The following is a 20,087-nucleotide window of genomic DNA, read 5'->3' as shown; positions in this document are numbered from 1 at the left end:
AAAGTTTTATTTTGAAAAAGATTTTATTGCTTTCGGATACGCATAGCCATATGGATGCGACCATTTTAAAATATGTAGATCAGGCTGATGAAGTCTGGCATGCAGGAGATATCGGTGATTTGTCAGTTACGGATGTTATAAAGGAACGTAAGCCGTTGCGGGCTGTTTACGGTAATATTGATGACGCTAAAGCCCGGGTGGAGTTTCCGTTGCATAATCGCTTTATGTGTGAAGGGGTAGATGTCTGGATTACGCATATCGGCGGATATCCCGGAAAATACAATCCGTCCATACGTGCAGAAATAAAAGCAAATCCTCCGAAATTATTTATTTGCGGACATTCTCATATTTTAAAAGTGCAGTTTGATAAAGAGTTGAATTTACTGCATATGAATCCGGGAGCGGCCGGAACACACGGCTTTCATCAGATGCGAACCATGTTGCGTTTTGAGATTGACGGTGATAAAATTCAAAAACTGGAGGTTATCGAGATCGGAAAAAGGGGATAATTTAATCGGGTAATTCCACTTTGATGTAAATCAGCGTTCCGGTATTGGATTTGGAATTAATATTGATGCTGCCGTGCATACTTCTTATCCGTGCTTTAATCTGTGTGAGTCCGAAACCTTCCTTATGTTCCGTTGTCTTGGTGTCGAAGCCAACGCCGTTATCTTCAACATTGATAAAAAGTTGATTCTGACTTTGTTCAACGGAAATATAGGCTTTGCTTGCCTGACTGTGCTTGATGATGTTGTTGAGTAATTCAGCTACAATAAAATACATTTTCATTTCAAAATCACTGTTGTATCGGACATCCTTTGCAATATGATTGGTGAATTCAAACTGCATTAGTGTATTGGAGTTCTTTTCGCATAAATCCTGTAAAGCAGCCAGTAATCCGAGCTTTTCGAGTACCGGAGGAATTAAGGTATGCGATAAATCCCGGATTTTATCATGCGCTTCTTTTATGATCGCTTTGGTTTTGGTTAGTTCGGGAGAAGCTTCATTTACGTGATTGGTTTCGTATGCCATTAAATGCAAACTGGCAGATGATAATAAAGCGCTGATACTGTCGTGTAAAATTCCGGCGAGTCTTTTTCGCTCAAATTCCTGTCCGTCAATAGTTGCATTGATGATGTTTTGCTGGATTTTATTGTTAACGTCTTTTAGTTTGTTTTTCTGTTTCAGGCGCATATTCTGATAGAAGAAATAAAACAAAATGCTGCAAAAGGCAAATAAGGTAATAAAAATATAAAGTAGTTTTTTGTTTCTTGCTTCCTTGTCCTTTAATAATTGCTCTTTGGTTTTGTAAGTGTCTTCGATCTTGTAAATCTTGTATTTGGTTTCGGTATCCCGTAATTCAGAGCTGACTCTTTCGTTAAATAAAGCCTCTGTATTGTCGATGTATTTATTCAGATAGGCATTCGCTTTTTTATAATCCTGCATCTTTTCATAAACATACGATAGGTTCAGATAGGTATCGGCAGTGGATAAAGAAATCGTGTCATTGGGTTTAGAAGCGAGAATCTGTAAAAATATAGCTTCCGCTTTTTGGTAATCTTTTTTAACCTGTAAATAGTAATAAGCAATATTGCTACGAGTGTTGTTCAGGCTTTCGAGATTTTTGGATGCCTCGGCATAGAATAACGTAGTGTCGAGATATTGTTTGGCTCTGTCGTATTCTTTAGTTTTAAGATAATAAGCGGCATAATTGCTAAAGCCAACATATTTCTGTTGATTGGTACCGTTGTTTTTGGCAATATCCAGAATCCGTTTCATGTAAAAACGGGCGCTGTCAAGATTGTTTTTTTCGGCAAAAATTTTAAAAAGTCCTTGTTGTGCCCAGGCAGATAAAGAATCATTTTCCTGAGAATAGGCGCATTTTTCACTTTTTCTAAGATAGTATACTGCTTGTTTGATGTTTTTGGTTTGTTCAAAACATACACCAATATGTTTTAGGATGATGGCTTCCTGTAAGTGGAGTTGTTTTTTTTCGGCGATCTGAAGGGTGTTAAAAAGAATATCGATGGCTTTGGAATAGTCTTTCAGGCGAATATATATATGAGCTTTCCGAATTCTTTTTTGGCATAATTCGGTATAATTCTGATCCCGATATAGCGACTCCGATTCCCGTTGCAGGTAGCGTAAAGCGTTTAATTCCTGATGTCGATTCAGGTAATAATCTGTTGAGTCGCTACTTTTCTGATTTTGTGACCAGAAGAGGCTACTGTATAAGAATACGACAAGCAGTATACTATTTTTCAATATCAGATCTCTATTATAATTTTAGGTTTAGTCGCAGTAACGCCATCCTGAGTTTGTGAAACATCAATTTTTAACTGATCGTTATAAGGAGTAACGGTCTCGTTTCTGGTGATGTAATTGGAGGAGGGTTTTTGCGACATGCTCAAAACAATGTCAATGTGATTTTTGGAAGTTGCGCTGTCAAACGAATACGAATAACTGCAATTGTCCGGAAAGGTGATTAACAGGTCGAAAGTATTGTTCCCGTTGTCACGTACTTCATGTTTTTTTAGTAAGGCCATAGCTATGTAGATTTATTGGTTAATCAAGTTGTTACGTATTGCAAACTTTACTAGTCCTATGGTATTTTTTACATTGAGTTTTTTGATAAGATTTTTGCGGTGTGTTTCAACGGTGTTGGTACTGATAAAGAGTTCCTCGCTGATTTCTTTACCGCTATATTCTTTGGAAATTAGTTTTAATATTTCAAGTTCGCGATCAGTTATTAACGGTAATAGATCGCTGTTATCGGTCGATTTATCATTTCCGATTCCGGTAAAGGAAAGGAAGATTTTTTCGCGAATGGCTTTGGAGTAATACTCTTCACCTTTACTGACGCTGGTTATGGCTTCAATGATATTTTCACTGGCACATTGTTTAGTGAGATAGCCTTTGGCGCCGAGTTGTATCACTTCTTTAATTAGTTTTACATCATCATAGCTGGAAAGTACAATAACATGACAAGGGTAGCCTTTTTGTGAAAATTCTTTTAGTACTTCGATGCCGTCTTTGCAGGGCATATTGATATCAATCACCAAAACATCTACTGCTTGTGAATAGATTTTGTCGAGTAATTCAGCTCCGTTAAGCGAATAGCCAACGACTTCGAAGTTCTTGTTTGTTTTTAAAACAGCAAGAATTCCTTCGATTAGCACCAGATGATCATCGGCAAGATGGATACGTATTTTATCGTTCATTGCTGTAATTTTAATCAAATTTAATATTAATTATGTTATATTATTATTTTATATATAATTAATTAAGTATTTGATTGAATATAAACGATGAAAGGTTGGAAAATAACGACAAGCTGTTTTTGAAGGAAATAAAAAAACCGGATCATTACGATCCGGTTTTTTAACGCACTAATAAACTAAGATGATAGGTTTATCGTAATCGATCTACAGATTTTACAAGATCTTCATCCTTCTTGATGGCTTTATTGGCTAAAACCAAAAAGACGATAGAAACAATAGGAAGAAACATCCCAATACCTTTCTCAGAAACTTCCGTTTCTCCAGATAAATTTAGTGAGCGATACACAAATAATCCTAGTAATATAACGTTTAATATCATATTTAACCGGTTCATTACAAACTGGTTTTGTCTGTTTTTATAACTAAAGATACTTACTAATGAAAGTGTCGTACTCAAACCGAAAAGCGATACATAAACCAAATTGGTCATGAAAAATACTTCTTCACCGGCAGGATTTGTCCAAAGTCGGAAAACAAAAGGTAGTATTCCCGAGAAGACAAAAGCGATAAAAAGGTATACGGTTTGAATTCTTTGTATCATTATATTGTGTAATTGCTGAGCAAAAATAGCATTTCTTTTTTTAAAAAATAGGATACGATACAAAATAAATTCGTATTATTGCATGGTAGAACCGTAAGTACTTCATTTTGCGGTTATTTCATTTCACAAAAATATTACTACCCAAATTTAGATCTACATTACATTTAATTTAACTAGAAAACGATTCATGTTTGATATTTCCGTATTAAAAGAAATGAAGCTTGCTGAGCTTCAGGAGATTGCGAAGATTGCTAAAATTAATAAGTATCGAAACCTAAAGAAAGACGAATTAATTTATCAGATTCTAGACCACCAGGCGACAAACCCAGAAGTTGTGAAACCGGCTTTAAAAGAAGAAGAATCCATAGCAGAAGGGAAAGTAAAAAGAGCAAGAATAGCAAAACCACAGCGAGAGATAAGAGAGAAAAAGCCTCAGCTTTCGATCGAGATTAAAGAAACAGAGCCAAAAGCAGAAGTCATTAAAACAGTACCAAAAGAACCTGTTGTTATAGCTTCTGAAAAAACACAAGAAAAAGCCGTTCCGGAAATTACAGAAAGTAAAAAGGAAAAGAGCTTTCCTCAGAAAAAAGAATTTCAGCAAAAACAGCGCTTTAATAAAGATAATAATTCCAAGTCAGCGCAACCGCAAACTACCCAACAATCCCAGAAACAAACACCACGTTTACAAAATCAGGACGATTCAGCAGTAGAGGAAACAACGGAGAAAGCACCTAATAATCCGAATCCGAATCAAGGGAATGTTCAAAATCAAAACCAAAATCCAAATCAGAAAAATAAAAAACAGAATTTCCGTGAACCGGATTACGAATTCGATGGTATAATCGAAAGTGAAGGTGTTTTGGAAATGATGCCGGACGGTTATGGATTTTTACGTTCTTCGGATTATAATTATCTGGCTTCACCGGATGATATTTACTTATCGCAATCACAGATTCGTTTATTTGGTTTGAAAACGGGAGATACGGTAAAAGGGGTGGTGCGTCCTCCGAAAGAAGGAGAGAAATATTTTCCGTTGGTACGTGTGTTAAAAATTAACGGACATGATCCGCAGGTAGTTCGTGACCGTGTTTCGTTTGAACATTTGACACCGTTATTCCCGGAAGAAAAATTTAATCTGGCGGAAAAACAAAGTACAATTTCTACTCGTATCATTGATTTGTTTTCACCTATCGGTAAAGGACAACGTGGTATGATTGTAGCACAGCCTAAAACCGGTAAAACAATGCTTTTAAAGGATATTGCCAATACTATTGCGGCAAATCATCCGGAAGTATACCTGATTGTTTTGCTGATTGATGAAAGACCGGAAGAGGTTACGGATATGCAGCGTAGTGTAAGAGGAGAGGTGATCGCTTCTACTTTTGATGAACCGGCTGAACGTCATGTAAAAGTGGCTAATATCGTATTGGAAAAAGCAAAACGATTAGTTGAGTGCGGTCATGATGTAGTGATTTTATTAGATTCAATTACACGTTTGGCACGAGCTTATAATACGGTACAACCGGCATCCGGTAAAGTATTGAGTGGTGGTGTTGATGCGAATGCATTGCAAAAACCGAAACGTTTCTTCGGAGCGGCTCGTAATATTGAAAACGGAGGTTCGTTAAGTATCATTGCAACTGCTTTAACGGAAACCGGATCTAAAATGGATGAAGTGATTTTTGAAGAGTTTAAAGGAACCGGTAATATGGAGTTGCAATTGGATAGAAAAATTGCTAATAAACGTATCTTCCCGGCTATCGATTTGACTTCTTCAAGTACGCGTCGTGATGATTTATTGTTAGATGAAGGTACTATTCAACGTATGTGGATTATGCGTAAATATCTGGCGGATATGAATCCGGTAGAAGCAATGGATTTTATCAATGATCGTTTTAAGAAAACCCGAAATAATGAAGAATTCCTGATCTCAATGAATGATTAAATCAGGGGAAATAAAGGTATAAAAAGGGCTGTCACATGACAGCCCTTTTTATGTTTAAATCGGAAAGATTTTATTAAATAGTTGTTTGTTTTTTAGCGCGAATCAATAGTATGAATCCAACGATAATAAACGGAATACTTAACCATTGGCCGGTAGAAAACATACCTAATTCGTTTTCAAAGCCACCCTGACTTTCTTTTACATATTCTACTACAAAACGTACAGTCCAAAGAAGTACCAGGAATAAACCGAACAGGAAGCCTAGTTTTTCACGAACATTGGTTTTCCAGTATAGGAAGAATAAAATCAGGAATACAAAAATATAACCGAAAGCTTCGTAAAGTTGCGCCGGATGTTTCGGGATTACGTTTTCTAATAACGGAGCAAATTGAGGGTTGCTTTCTATGGCTTTGTAGGCTTCGGTTGCATTGTTTATATTGGTTAAACGCATGGCTTCTCCCGGTGTGTATTTATCCTGAATGAAGCGAATACCTAAAGAAGATGCCGTTTCGTGCCCGACAATCTCAGAGTTGAAAAAGTTACCTAAACGAACGAAAATTCCACCGCAGGTAACCGGAATAATAATACGATCTAAGATCCATAATATGGGTTTATGGATGATTTTTTTACTGTAATAGTACATTACTAATATAATGGCTATAGCAGCGCCGTGACTGGCCAAACCGGCAAAACCGGTAAATTCAAAATGCGGTTCGAAACGGAACGGTAAAAGGATTTCCAGTTTGTGATCTTTGAAATAATCCCAGTCATAAAAGAATACATGTCCGAGACGAGCACCGATTAAGGTGGCAAATACTGTGTAGATAAAAAGAGAATCCAGTTTCTCGATTGGAATGTTTTCTCTTTCATAAATATGTTTCATAATATACCATCCTAATCCGAAGGCAATTACAAACATAAGGCTGTAATAACGAACAGTAAAAAAGCCCAGATCAATTCCGTGTGAAGGGTTCCAGACTAACTGTAAAGCGTGTGTTATCATAAATTGAGTGCTTATATTTTGGTAAAAATAGAGAAATGTAGGCGAATGATGCTAATAATTAAGGTAAATTTAAACATTAAATCACGGGACGGGATCGTAACCTTTTCCGCCCCAGGGATTGCAGCTGATGATTCTTTTTGTGGCTAACCATCCGCCTTTAAAAAGACCGTGTTTTTGTAAAGCTTCGACAGCATAATGGGAACAAGTAGGGGAATAACGGCATGCTGACGGTGTAAAAGGGGAGATGGCACCCTGATAAAATCGGATGAGCCAGATAAACGGGGTGATGATAATTTTCCGGATGTTCATTTTTTTCTGAAAATAAAAATGATGAAGTTGGAAGCTTCATCATTTAGGTTTTGTATTTTAATTTAAAGTGAAAGAGGTGCCTTCTTTTCCGTCTTTTAGCTGAATGCCTAAAGCGATTAACTGATCTCTGATCTGATCGGATAAAGCAAAATCTTTATTGGCTCTGGCTTCATTTCGGATCCCGATCAGCATATTTATAACACCTTCCAGTTTTCCGTTTTCAGGATCATCTGCCTTTTCATTTTTTAATCCTAAAACATCAAAAACAAGTGCTTTTAATATCTTTTTAAAGTGTTCCAGATCGGTACTGTTCAGGGATTCTTTGGTGTCTTTCAATAAATTGATATAGCGTACAGCTTCAAAAAGCTGAGCAATCAAAATCGGACTGTTAAAGTCATCGTTCATCGCATCATAACAAGATTGTTTCCATGAATTGATGTCTATTGTAGAATTACTTGAAGCTTCTATATTTTCCAGCGTATCTAGTGCTTCCATTAAACGGTTAAAGCCTTTTTCTGAGGCTAAAATCGCTTCATCTGAGAAATCCAGAATGCTTCTGTAATGCGCTTGCAGGATAAAGAAACGGGTAACGGCCGGAGAGAATGCTTTACTTAAAATGGTGTTTTCCCCAGTAAATAATTCTCGTGGTAAAATGTTGTTTCCGGTCGATTTGGCCATTTTTTTACCGTTAAGAGTAAGCATATTAGCGTGCATCCAGTAATTTACCGGCGAATGACCGGTACAAGCTTCATTTTGAGCGATTTCACATTCGTGGTGTGGGAACTTTAAATCCATTCCGCCACCGTGAATATCAAATTTTTCACCCAGATATTTTGTACTCATTGCTGTACATTCCAAATGCCATCCGGGAAATCCGTCTCCCCATGGTGAAGGCCAACGCATAATGTGTTGCGGCTCGGCATTTTTCCATAAAGCAAAATCCTGTGGATTCTTTTTGTCGGACTGACCGTCAAGATCACGGGTATTGGCAATCATATCGTCGATATTCCGACCGCTTAATTTTCCGTAATGATGGGACTGGTTAAATTTAACAACATCAAAATAGACAGAACCGTTAACTACATAACCGAATCCGTTATCAATGATTTGTTTGATAATTTCAATTTGTTCAATAATGTGTCCGGTTGCCGTCGGTTCAATACTGGGAGTCAGATTATTGAAAAGTTCTAATATCTGGTGAAAATCTACCGTGTATTTCTGCACAACCTCCATCGGTTCAATCTGATCGATACGCGCTTTTTTTGCGATTTTATCTTCGCCGTCATCTTCATCGTCAACCAAATGTCCTACGTCGGTAATGTTACGAACATAACGTACTTTAAAACCAAGATGCTTCAGGTATCGGTAAATTAAATCAAAAGAGATAAAAGTTCTACAATTTCCCAAATGTACATTGCTGTAAACCGTAGGTCCACAAACATACATTCCGACATTTCCCTCATGAATAGGAGTGAAAAGTTCTTTTTCCCCGGAAAGAGAATTGTAAATCTTTAAATTTTGATTTTGATATAAATGCATCTTTAAACTATTTGTTGTTGGTTTATTTAATTGTCTAAAATAACAAATTAAAATTGAGTATCCAGCTTGATGTAATCTAAAAACTCTCTGCGTACCTTGTCCTCTTTAAATAGGCCTCCGAATTCAGCAGTTACCGTACTGCTTTCGATATCACGGATTCCGCGGGAGTTTACACAAAGGTGTTTGGCATCGATTACGCAAGCTACATTGTCCGTTTTAAGAACGCGTTGTAGTTCCTGAACAATCTGAATGGTTAAACGCTCCTGAACCTGAGGTCTTTTAGCGAAGAAATCTACAATACGGTTCATTTTTGATAAGCCTACAACCGTTCCGTTTGAAATGTAGGCAACATGAGCGCGTCCTACGATTGGTAACAGGTGATGCTCACAGGTTGAATAAACGGTAATGTTTTTTTCAACCAGCATTTCGTTGTATTTGTATTTATTGTCGAAAGTAGATGATCCCGGTTTTTTAGCAGGGTTCAATCCTCCGAAAATTTCTTTTACAAACATTTTCGCAACACGGTTAGGTGTTCCTTTAAGGCTGTCGTCTGTTAAATCTAAGCCTAAAGTGTTTAGTATGCTTTCAACGTCCTTTTTGATAGCGTTGATTTTTTCTTCATCAGATATGTCAAAAGCATCCGGACGTAATGGTGTTTCAGCGCTGGAAGCGATGTGATTGTCACCAATTTCGTCATGCAAATCATCATTATGGATCATTATGTAGAATTTTAGTGTAAAAAAATTAGCTGCAAAGATAGGTAATAAACTTGATTCTGTATTCGGATTCCTACTGTAAATTGCGCTTAAAATGTTAATGAATTGATAAAATAAAAAAAGGTCAAGCAAAATGCTTAACCTTATATTTATATAGTGTTTGTATTGCTGTTATTGGTTTTTACAAGAACCGTCGGCATTAAGGTATTTGGCGCAATAAGAACTCCATGAGAAGCACTGCCATGCGGAAGTTTGGCCATTACTTAAAACGACTCTCCAACGGAACCATTTAGCTGCTAATGTGGTATAGGTAAACGGAGTGTTGAAACTGTACGTGTTACCGGATTTTGAGAAATTACCGGTAAGGGCAGTGTCGGTTGATTTGTAAAAAATCGGTTTTTCAAGGTATCTGGAATCGTCAACACCACAGGCGTTGTTTTGTACTTCAATTGTGTATCCCGCGGATAAGTTTTGAGAAGTACTTAGTTTAAGTATAGCGCTGGCATCAGATTTTTCAGATGATAATACTAAATCGGAACTGCTTTGAGCAAATAAAGAAGTAGTGAATAAGAAAAATAATGCAATCAAGCTGTTTGTATACAATTTTCTCATGATTCGGTTTTTGGTTAAGAAATTAGATTGTAAAACTAGAAAAAAAAATGAAATGACCTATAGCGTGTTAATTTTTTTAACTAGGTTGATGTATTTTGTTATGAACTTTTATTGAAAATGTTAATTTTTATGATGGAAAGATTTTTTTAGGCTAATAAAGTTAATTGTTTCTTAATTTTATGTAAATTTCGCGTTCCAAAAAACTAATTTATAATGAGAAATAATTATCTATTACTGTTATTGGTTTATGTCTTTTCAATTAATCTCTATGCGCAAGCTCCTGGTTGTGCGAATGTTAAGGGGGGAGATGTAAACGGTAATCCGGTTGCTACGATTTGTGAACCTGGCGAATGCAGGCAAATTAAAGCAACTTATTTAGAGACGGGTGGTACCAATACCTATACGGTTTCTTCTATTCCGTATGCTCCCCCGTTCCCTTTCGTTGGGGGAAACGCTATTCCTATTAATCAGGATGACGACTGGTCACAAATTATTAACTTAGGATTTAAGTTCTGTTTCTTTAATCAGAACTATGATAAAGTATTAATATGTGATAATGGAGCGTTGTCTTTTAGTATTGCAGGGCCAGGAGGAGTTCCGGGAGGTTTGTATGTACCAGGTAGCGGTAGTGGATATCAATTTAATACTCAGATTCCTCAGAGTGCTCAGACATTACCTTATCGAAATGCAATATTTGGAGTATTGCAGGATTTGAATCCGGAAGCAGGAGCTTCACCTTCTTATCATTCTATCAACTATCAGATTATCGGACAAGCGCCATGTAGAACGCTTGTTTTTAATATTTATGAGATGGGACATTGGCAATGTGGATATAGCACGGATCAAACTGGACCAAGAGGTACTCAAACCAGTCAGATGGTGCTTTATGAAACAACCAATGTTATTGAAGTATATGTGAAAAGAAGAACTCCATGTACTACATGGAACAGTGGTTCCGGGTTAATCGGTATTCAAAACCAGGCCGGAACAGTTGGATATGCACCTCCGGGAAGAAATACAGGAACATGGAGTGTGTATACTCCGGAAGCTTGGCGTTTTACACCGTCAGGTCCGTCTAACGTAACTTTCCAATGGTTAGACCAAAACGGAAATACACTTAGTACTAATACTACAATGACGGTTTGTCCTAGTGTGACGTCTGTATATACTGCTGAAGCGACTTATACGGCTTGTGACGGTACCAGAACAGTTGTACGGGATAACGTAGTTGTACCGGTAAGTACATTCGATATTAACCAACCAGATGATTTAAATAAATGTCCTCAGGACAATACATGTTGGGATTTGACACCTAATACAGATGTCGTATTAGGAACGCTAAATCCTGCAGATTATATTGTAACTTATTATCCGACATTAGCAGATGCGGAAGCTGAATTTAACTGGATCGATGATCCGACCTGTTACAATCCGGCTCCGGGTAATGATCATGTTTTTGTAAGGGTAAATGATCCGAACTCGGATTGTTATAAAATTAAAAGTTTTGAATTGATCCGCGGAGGGTCTACACCACCAGGTTTTTCACCGGTGGGGCCTTTGTGTTTAAACACGCCACCGCCAACATTGCCGACAACTTCTAATAATGGAATTAACGGTACATGGAGCCCGGCTACAGTAAGCACAAGTGGAGTAGGAACTACAACTTATACTTTTACACCTAATCCGGGAGAGTGTGCTACAGCAACTACTATGGATATTGAGGTAATTGCTGAGCCAACGGCTTCTATCGTTGGATCAACAATCTGTGAAAATACTTCGGGAACACTTACCATAACCGGTACGCCAAATGCTTCTGTTGATTATACAGTTGGCGGAAGTACTACTCCTGTAACAGTTGTATTAAGTCCGGCTGGTACGGCTACTATTACAACGCCTAACTTGTCAACTACTACTACCTATACATTAGTTAGTGTGACATCGGCAGGTACAACGCCTTGTACAAAAACATTAAATGCTTCGGCTGATGTAACGGTAAGACAATTACCAACAGCTACAATTAGCGGAAGTACAACTGTTTGTTTAAACGGTACAGCTGTTATCAGTTTCTCAGGAACTGCAAATGCTACAGTTAATTATGATGTTGACGGATCTTCAGGAAGCGTAACGTTAGACGCTTCAGGAAACGGATCGGTAACAACACCTCCATTAACAGCTAACAGTACCTATACATTAATAAGTGTTGTAACTAATTATCCGGATGCACCGCAATGTACTAATACGGTAACAGGTAGTGCAACTGTAACTATCGCTAGTCAGCCAAGCGCGACAATTGCCGGTAGTACAACAATTTGTTCCGGTGATACTGCAGTGTTAACGTTTAACGGAACTGCCAATACAATAGTAACCTATAATAATGGAACAACAAATGCTACAGTAACATTAGACGGAATTGGAGAAGGAACTGTAACAGTAGGTCCGTTAACGGCTACAACAACATACAATTTGGTAAGTATAAGTACACAAGGGACTTCTCCGTGTACTGCTGATTTGACAGGTAGTGCTACTATCACAGTTAATCCACTACCAACAGCTACGATCAGTGCACCGGCTTTAATTTGTTCGGGCGATACAGCAGTTGTAAGTTTTACAGGTCCTGCAAACGGAGTGGTAACATATAGTGACGGAACCACAACAATGACAATAAATTTAGATGCTACCGGAAATGCGAGTATTACGACTCCTGCATTAACGGCTGCTGCGACTTATAGTTTAATGAGTGTAAGTACCGATCCGGCAGTAACTCCGGTATGTACTCAGAACCAAAATGCATCGGTAACAATTGGCGTAAAAGCTTTACCTGAGGCGACCATTACCGGACCAGCTTCAGTATGTTCCGGAAGTTCCGCTACAATTGTTATCAACGGAACACCAAATGCAACGGTTACCTATACATTTGACGGTAATACAACACCTTTAACGGTTACCTTAAACAGTGCGGGAACTGCTTCAGTTACGACAGCACCATTAACGGGACCGATTACTTATCAATTGATCAGTGTTACTTCAAGCGGAACACCGGCTTGTAGTCAGGCACAAACCGGAAGTCATACGGTAACTACAGTAGTGGCACCAACAATCTTTAATCCTACACCATTAGAGATGTGTAATGATAACTACGATGACGGAGTTGTAACTTTTGATTTAAGTGTAAAACTGGCAGAGATTACCGGTGGTGATCCTAACCTTACCGTAACTTTCCATGAAACACCGGAAGATGCGCAGTTAGGAAACTATCCGATCCAAATGCCTTTATATACCAATATTAACCCTGTTAGTCAGATTTTATATATCCGAGTAGTTAATACAGGAGTAAATGCTTGTGCGTCTTTCTCAACCTTGACGTTAATCGTTCATGAAAGACCTACAATTGTACAAAACGTAAGTAACTATGAATTGTGTGAAACCAGTACACCTGGCGACGGAGTAGAGATTTTTAATCTGACTACAAAAGATGCAGAAGTAAGCGGAACACAAACAGGAATTACGGTAACGTATTACTTAAGTGAAGCGAATGCTTTAGCGGGAACCAGCCCTATTACTGTACCGACAGCTTACCAAAACGGAAGCAACCCGGAAACGATCTGGTATCAGTTGCAGAATGCGCATGGATGTATCGCAGTAGGTTCATTCCAATTAATCGTAAACCCATTACCATCGGTTCCAATGCCGGTACCGGCTTATACTTTGTGTGATTACACAGGTCAGCCGTTATACGAGCAGTTCGATTTATCGACTAAGATCCCTGAGATTATCGGAACGGCTACAGGATTAGAAGTTAAGTTCTATAAAACAGAGGCGCAAGCTCATGCTAATGTAGCAGGAACGGAATTACCGACATTATACACGAATGAGGTTGCGACTGTTCAAACGATTTTTGTTAATGTAACCAACAGTACCACGGGCTGTTACTCGGTAACGGCTATGGATTTACGAGTAGAGCCATTACCGGTATTGATTATGCCAACAACACCGGTTACGGTTTGTGATGGAACTAACAATGACGGAATCGGAAGTTTTGACTTGAATGATTTAGTGACTGATATGTTAAGTGGTGAGACCAATGTAACGGTAAGTTTCCACGAAACACAACAAAATGCTCAAAACGGCTTGTTCCCAATCACGATCATGCCATATGAGAACATTAACCCTTGGAATCAGACTTTATGGGTATTGGCAACAAACAACGTAACAGGATGTAAGAGTGTTTACTCGTTCCAGTTACGAGTTGAACCGGCGCCTATTATGCCAACGTTATTGGATTTAGATGAGTGTGATACGGATTCTAATCCGCATGACAACCAGACGACGTTTGATTTAACAGTACACACGGCTACAATTTTAGCAGCTCAAACAGGTGCAGCTACAGATTATGAAGTGAACTATTATATTTCGCAGACCAATGCAGAGAACGGAACTCCGTTTATAGTATCAAACGGAAACTTTATCGGCACCAACGGTCAGACGATCTGGGTTCGTGTAACGCATATCGCTACGGGATGTTATACTATCGGCAGCTTTAAGCTGATTGTAAACAGTCCGCTACAATTAACGCAACCGGATGAGATCACTTTATGTGATGACGCATTACCGAATGATCAACGTCAGATATTTGATTTAACGATTCGTGAGGCACAGATCACCGGAGGCGCAACAGGTTATACGTTCAAATATTACAGCAGTACGGCTTTACCGCCAAACCCTGGAACGTTGATCACCAATCCAACAGCTTTCCCTAATACAGCTACAGTACAAACTTTGTTAGTAGAAGTGATAAGCGGAGCAGGATGTAGCAGCTATGTTACCTTAACAATCCGAGTTACACCATTACCGGAACCGAAATTTGATCCGGCACCGCTAGTATTGTGTGATGATGATTATCCTGGCGATGGCATTACATTTTTTGATGTAACGGTAAATGCGAACTATATCCGCAATAATGCGAACTATGTTCTAACCTACCACGCAAGTCAGACCGATGCATTAGCCGGAATCAACGCTATTGCAACACCAACGAACTGGCAGAATGTTGATGGAAACGGAAACGCACTAACCAGTGTTTGGATCCGGGTGACTACAGCCCCGGCTAATAACCGTGACCGTTGTTCATTAGTAGTAGAACAGCCATTGATAGTGAATCCAAGACCGGCGGCAGGTCCTGTAACGGATTACCATATGTGTCAGATTCCATTCACGGGAAGTGGAGTATTTGATTTAAGTACGAAAACCCCGGAAGCTTTAGCAGGTCAAGGTCCTGCAGGTTATACGGTAACGTACCATGCTACTCAGGCGGATGCTGATAGTGGAGCGGCGCCATTGGCAACGAACCACCCAAGTACGGTAAACGGTGAGACGATTTATGTACGTGTAGTGAATACGGCTACAGGTTGTTACAACACGACCAGCTTCCAGTTATTTGTGGAAAGAGGATCCGAAGCGACCGATATACCGGATATTACCCGATGTGATGATTTGAATGACGGAACAGAAACTTTCGATTTAAGCAGTTTAGATGCTACGATCTTAGGTCCTGTACAAGCAGCGGATCCGAACTTTAGTGTAAGCTATTATGCATCAGATGCTGATTTAGCCAACGGAACGCCAATTGGAACACCGGGAGCTTATACGATTACAGATTACCTGACGCATGAGATCATTGCGGTAGTTAAAAATACGTACAGTGCATACGGATGTCCTGCAGAAATACGTTTTAATATTACCGTATTCCGATTACCGGAGCCGACACCAAATGCAGGATTTGTATGTGTTGATCAGGAGACAGGAAACGTTCTGAATACCCATATTATTGACAGTGGATTAGATGCAGCAACGCATACATTCCAATGGTATGAGGATGATGCAAGTGGAGCGCCACAACCGATAGCGGGAGCAACAGGTTCAACGTATGAAGTAAACCATGCGGGCACGTATTCGGTAATTGCAACCAGTACAGTAACCGGTTGTGTATCGTTACCGGCAGAAGTAGTAATCACCCAATCCGAACCGGCCGAGGTAACGTATACGGTATCGAATGCCTTTACGGATAATCAGGTGATAACGGTTCAGGCAATCGGAATCGGAGAGTATATGTATCAGTTAGACGAAGGTGATATCCAGTCTAGTTCGGTGTTTACTAATGTAAGTTCAGGAACACATACGATCACGGTTTACGATATGAAAGGTTGTGCGGCCACAATCGTAAGAAATGTAACAGTGATCAACTATCCGCATTATTTCACACCAAACGGTGATAATTACCATGATTTCTGGAATATTGGTGATTTAGAAAACGATGTCAATGCAAAAATTTATATATTTGACCGTTACGGCAAACTATTGAAACAGATCAAGCCATCACGAGTAAGCGGATGGGATGGAACATTAAACGGACAACCGTTACCATCAACAGATTACTGGTTCACAGTGAACTATACGGAGAATGGAGAAGTGAAAGAGTTTAAAGCACACTTCTCGTTAAAACGATAAAGCGCTTACCTGACAGGTTTTTAAAACCTGTCAGGTAAGAAAAACAAAAAAAGGGCTGTCATGACAGCTCTTTTTTTTATGGGTCAAGTGAGTGTAGAACAAGCAGAGACGATTACAAATCGGATAGACTACATTGGATAATCTTCTTGTATCTCACAGATATCGAACCTAAAAAGTTGATCATCTTAAAATGATAGGTCAATTGTATATTAGAAGAAAATAAAAAAGCGATGTCTAATGACATCGCTTTCTATTATATAATAGGGTAAGAATATTACTTATTGTTGTAAGTGTGTAAAGCTTCTTTAAGAATTCTTACCGACTGTATTAAATCTTCCTTTTTCAATACATAAGCAATACGAACTTCGTCAAGGCCTACATTTGGTGTAGAATAAAAACCGGCTGCCGGTGCAACCATAACAGTTTCACCGTTTAAATCGTAGCTTTCCAATAACCATTGTGCAAAATTATCGGCATTTTGAATAGGCAATTTAGCAATACAATAAAAGGCTCCTTTTGGCGTAGCAACGGTAACACCTTCAATTTTGTTTAACTCGGCGATCAAAGTATCTCTACGATCTTTGTATTCTGTGATAACATCATCAAAATAGCTTTGCGGTGTTTCTAAAGCAGCTTCACTTGCTATTTGCGCAAATGTCGGAGGACTTAAACGCGCCTGAGCAAATTTCATAGCCGTAGCCATTACTTCCTTGTTTTTGGAAACAATACAACCAATTCGTGCACCACACATACTATAGCGTTTAGAAACGGAATCAATCATAATAGCATGCTGTTCCAATCCTTCAATATTCATTACAGAATAGTGTTTATCTCCGTCATAGGTAAACTCACGATATACTTCATCCGCAATAAGGAAAAGATCATGTTTTTTTACCAATTCAGCCAATTGCATGATTTCTTCTTTAGAATATAAATAACCGGTAGGATTTCCCGGATTACAGATAAGAATTGCTTTGGTTTTTGGAGTGATCAGTTTTTCGAAATCGCTGATAGGAGGTAAAGCGAATCCGGTTTCAATAGTAGAAATAACCGGTACAACTTTAACGCCGGATGCAGTTGAAAAGCCATTATAGTTGGCATAAAAAGGCTCCGGAATGATAATCTCGTCATCCGTATCCATAGTACTTCCCATTGCAAATAACAAAGCTTCAGATCCGCCTGTCGTGATGATAATATCAGCAGTATCAATAGGAAGTCCGTGTTCGCGGTAATATTGAGAAAGTTTATTGCGGTAGCTTTCGAATCCTGCTGAGTGACTGTATTCTAATACGGTTATATCAGCATTTTTTACAGCGTTTAAGGCTACTTCAGGCGTTTTAATATCCGGTTGGCCAATATTTAAATGATAAACTTTATGACCTTTCTTTTTCGCAATTTCTGCATAAGGAACCAATTTTCGGATTGGCGATTCAGGCATCTGTTGCCCTTTTAATGAAACTTTAGGCATGATCGTAATTTTTGTTGCACAAATTTGCGACTTTTTTTTAAGAAATTGATAAAAAATACGCTTTCAAATTTTATATTAATAGGAAATATCGACTAAAATAGCTATATTTAAGAAAAATTATTTAGTGATGCGATTAATTATCTTCTTCTTATTAATCCTGTATCCAGCTATACTCCCGGCACAAGAGGGGTTTCAATGGCGTTCCCCTAAAGATAAGATTGTTATACCGTTTGTTTTTGTTGACAATCTGATCATTATTCCGGTAGAAATTAACAACGCAAAATTAAATATGCTATTGGACTCCGGTTCTGAACCCTCTCTTATTTTTAGTTTCCCGCAAAATGATACCATACAACTTTACAATACGAAGAAAATAAGAATTTCAGGTTTAGGAAGTGAAGAAGTAGCAGAAGGTTTGCTTTCCCAAAAAAACAGATTGAGTGTTAGTGAGTATGTTGATACCAATTTTGAAATTCTTGTCATTTTAGATGAAAAGCTGAATTTTTCTTCCCGGATCGGAATCCCGGTAAATGGAATTTTAGGATATTCTTTTTTTAGAAATCATCTTGTTGAAATCGATTATCAAAAGAAAAAAATTACGCTGTATAAAAACAACGATTTATTGAAAAAACGCCGTATAAAATCGTTTACCGCCATTCCGTTGGATATAGTAAACGGAAGGCCTTACATTAATGTTAACGCAAGACTGGATGAAAAAGAATTCCAGCTAAAGTTATTAATGGATACCGGGTTAACCGACGGATTATGGTTGTTTGAAGATGATAAAATTAAATGTAACGATAAATATTTTGAAGATGTTTTGGGAGAAGGCATCGGAGGAACTATTTATGGAAAAAAATCAAGACTATCCGAAATTACTACAGCACATTTCCGGTTTAAAGAACCATTGGTGTCATACCCGGATACGACTTCATACAAACAGCTAAGCATCATCAAAAACCGAAACGGTTCGTTAGGAGGTGAAATTTTAAAGCGATTTAATTTGATAGTAGATTATGGCGGTAAGCAGCTCCTGGTAAAGAAAAATAAAATGTTTGACGATCCCTTTCTGTATAACATGTCGGGGATTGAAGTTCAGCATAATGGTGTTCAGTGGGTACAGGAACTCAAAAGTGAAGGCAATAGAAATCAGCCGGTCGGAGCCGTTAATATCGATGATATTGTATTTGATAATTCCAGTTTTAAATACAAGTTTACTTTAAAACCGGTTTTTGAAATCGCAAGTGTCCGTAAAGGTTCGCCGGCTGAGGAAGCCGGATTAAAAGCGGGTGATAAGATTCTTCGGATTGAACGTAAAAATGTCTATAACCTCACAAAACAACGGATTAACGAACTGTTACAGGTAGAAGCGAATAAAACGGTTCGAATTGAAGTAGAACGAGAGGGAAAGGTACTGGAATATAAAGTGTTGATCAAAAAAATATTTTAAAAGAAAAAGCCTCTGATATCAGAGGCTTTTTTTATTGAATTTAAGTAATGTTGTTACGATTGCGGTGTTGCTTTTGGTTTTTCAAGAACACCTGTTTCCTGTTTTACAACTACTTCTCCTTTAATACGTAAAGCTACTTTTCCACCTTCATAGTTCACTGCATTGGATTCTACTGTAATGGTTTTGCTGATTTTACCAGGGTTCATGTTGTATTTAACATCAATTTTCCCCATTTTACCAGGCATAATCGGTTCAGTAGGCTTGGAAGGTACTGTACATCCGCAAGTAGATTGTACATTGGAAATAATTAGAGGAGCATCACCAGTGTTTTTAAATTCGAAAGAACGGATACCATTATCGCCCTCTTTGGTTACGATACCGTAGTCGATAGTATTGTCTTTTGCTTTAAATTCGATTTTCGGTCCTTTTTGAGCATATGAAGCAACACTAAATGCTAATACTGCAACTAATCCTAATAATTTTTTCATTTTCAACTTAGTTTTTTTAATTGTTATTGTAAAATTACATTGTTTTGCTAAACGAACAAATATTTTAACGCTCTTTTTTTATTTGCTCAGATATAACTATTTTTGCGATATAGTTTACAAAAAGTATACCAGATTTTAATGCTTTTCAGAATGAATGTAGAATGAAAAGTTTTGTAAATGAGGTTTTTAAATAAAAAGTAGGCTGTAATATATAAGAAACAAATCAAATTA

15 protein-coding genes are annotated in these 20,087 nt (G+C 38.1%); 4 read left to right on the top strand and 11 right to left on the bottom strand.

Features of this window, described 5'->3' with window-relative positions:
- Nucleotides 1–11 precede the first annotated feature (11 nt).
- The gene (locus tag NOX80_RS15535) at nucleotides 12–509 is read left to right on the top strand and encodes a metallophosphoesterase family protein (protein WP_256550716.1); all 498 of its coding nucleotides are present in this window, start codon (nucleotides 12–14) and stop codon (nucleotides 507–509) included.
- A gap of 1 nt (nucleotide 510) precedes the next feature.
- Here NOX80_RS15535 and NOX80_RS15530 read toward each other — a convergent pair whose 3' ends face one another.
- The 4 genes from NOX80_RS15530 to NOX80_RS15515 form a co-directional block, all read right to left on the bottom strand.
- On the bottom strand, nucleotides 511–2,265 hold the full coding sequence (locus NOX80_RS15530) for a tetratricopeptide repeat-containing sensor histidine kinase (RefSeq protein ID WP_256550715.1): 1,755 nt from the start codon (nucleotides 2,263–2,265) through the stop codon (nucleotides 511–513).
- 2 nt (nucleotides 2,266–2,267) lie between these two features.
- Nucleotides 2,268–2,546, bottom strand: a complete 279-nt coding sequence (locus tag NOX80_RS15525) for a hypothetical protein (RefSeq protein WP_256550714.1) — start codon at nucleotides 2,544–2,546, stop codon at nucleotides 2,268–2,270.
- 12 nt (nucleotides 2,547–2,558) lie between these two features.
- A complete protein-coding gene (locus NOX80_RS15520; RefSeq protein ID WP_256550713.1) occupies nucleotides 2,559–3,221 on the bottom strand; it encodes a response regulator in 663 nt (220 codons plus the stop codon).
- 190 nt (nucleotides 3,222–3,411) lie between these two features.
- The gene (locus NOX80_RS15515; RefSeq protein WP_256550712.1) at nucleotides 3,412–3,822 is read right to left on the bottom strand and encodes a DUF4293 domain-containing protein; all 411 of its coding nucleotides are present in this window, start codon (nucleotides 3,820–3,822) and stop codon (nucleotides 3,412–3,414) included.
- Nucleotides 3,823–4,009: 187 nt separating this feature from the next.
- Between NOX80_RS15515 and rho the strand changes: the two genes are divergently transcribed.
- A complete protein-coding gene (rho, locus tag NOX80_RS15510) occupies nucleotides 4,010–5,767 on the top strand; it encodes a transcription termination factor Rho (RefSeq protein WP_256550711.1) in 1,758 nt (585 codons plus the stop codon).
- 73 nt (nucleotides 5,768–5,840) lie between these two features.
- Here the strand turns inward: rho and lgt are convergent, their stop codons facing one another.
- The 5 genes from lgt to NOX80_RS15485 form a co-directional block, all read right to left on the bottom strand.
- On the bottom strand, nucleotides 5,841–6,767 hold the full coding sequence (gene lgt / locus NOX80_RS15505) for a prolipoprotein diacylglyceryl transferase (protein ID WP_256553025.1): 927 nt from the start codon (nucleotides 6,765–6,767) through the stop codon (nucleotides 5,841–5,843).
- 84 nt (nucleotides 6,768–6,851) lie between these two features.
- Nucleotides 6,852–7,079, bottom strand: a complete 228-nt coding sequence (yidD, locus tag NOX80_RS15500; RefSeq protein ID WP_256550710.1) for a membrane protein insertion efficiency factor YidD — start codon at nucleotides 7,077–7,079, stop codon at nucleotides 6,852–6,854.
- A gap of 57 nt (nucleotides 7,080–7,136) precedes the next feature.
- Nucleotides 7,137–8,618, bottom strand: coding sequence for a cysteine--tRNA ligase (gene cysS / locus NOX80_RS15495; protein ID WP_256550709.1), 1,482 nt, complete (start codon nucleotides 8,616–8,618; stop codon nucleotides 7,137–7,139).
- Between the two features lie 47 nt (nucleotides 8,619–8,665).
- Entirely contained in the window at nucleotides 8,666–9,337 is a 672-nt protein-coding gene (gene folE / locus NOX80_RS15490; protein ID WP_256550708.1) for a GTP cyclohydrolase I FolE, read from the bottom strand.
- Between the two features lie 168 nt (nucleotides 9,338–9,505).
- Nucleotides 9,506–9,946: a hypothetical protein gene (locus NOX80_RS15485; RefSeq protein WP_256550707.1), complete on the bottom strand. Its 441-nt coding sequence runs from the start codon at nucleotides 9,944–9,946 to the stop codon at nucleotides 9,506–9,508.
- Between the two features lie 213 nt (nucleotides 9,947–10,159).
- Here NOX80_RS15485 and NOX80_RS15480 point away from each other — a divergent pair, with 213 nt between their 5' ends.
- Nucleotides 10,160–16,450, top strand: a complete 6,291-nt coding sequence (locus NOX80_RS15480) for a T9SS type B sorting domain-containing protein (protein ID WP_256550706.1) — start codon at nucleotides 10,160–10,162, stop codon at nucleotides 16,448–16,450.
- Between the two features lie 274 nt (nucleotides 16,451–16,724).
- Here the strand turns inward: NOX80_RS15480 and NOX80_RS15475 are convergent, their stop codons facing one another.
- On the bottom strand, nucleotides 16,725–17,918 hold the full coding sequence (locus NOX80_RS15475; protein WP_256550705.1) for a pyridoxal phosphate-dependent aminotransferase: 1,194 nt from the start codon (nucleotides 17,916–17,918) through the stop codon (nucleotides 16,725–16,727).
- Between the two features lie 127 nt (nucleotides 17,919–18,045).
- On the opposite strand from NOX80_RS15475, the gene NOX80_RS15470 reads away from it, so the two are divergent.
- Entirely contained in the window at nucleotides 18,046–19,368 is a 1,323-nt protein-coding gene (locus tag NOX80_RS15470) for a PDZ domain-containing protein (RefSeq protein WP_256550704.1), read from the top strand.
- A gap of 53 nt (nucleotides 19,369–19,421) precedes the next feature.
- On the opposite strand, the gene NOX80_RS15465 is transcribed toward NOX80_RS15470, so the two are convergent.
- A complete protein-coding gene (locus NOX80_RS15465; RefSeq protein ID WP_256550703.1) occupies nucleotides 19,422–19,856 on the bottom strand; it encodes a DUF1573 domain-containing protein in 435 nt (144 codons plus the stop codon).
- Nucleotides 19,857–20,087: the final 231 nt, after the last annotated feature.

Origin of the sequence: Flavobacterium cerinum, from assembly GCF_024496085.1 — a bacterium.
Classification (GTDB): Bacteria; Bacteroidota; Bacteroidia; order Flavobacteriales; family Flavobacteriaceae; genus Flavobacterium; species Flavobacterium cerinum_A.
This window is presented reverse-complemented; position numbering and strand designations above follow the sequence as displayed.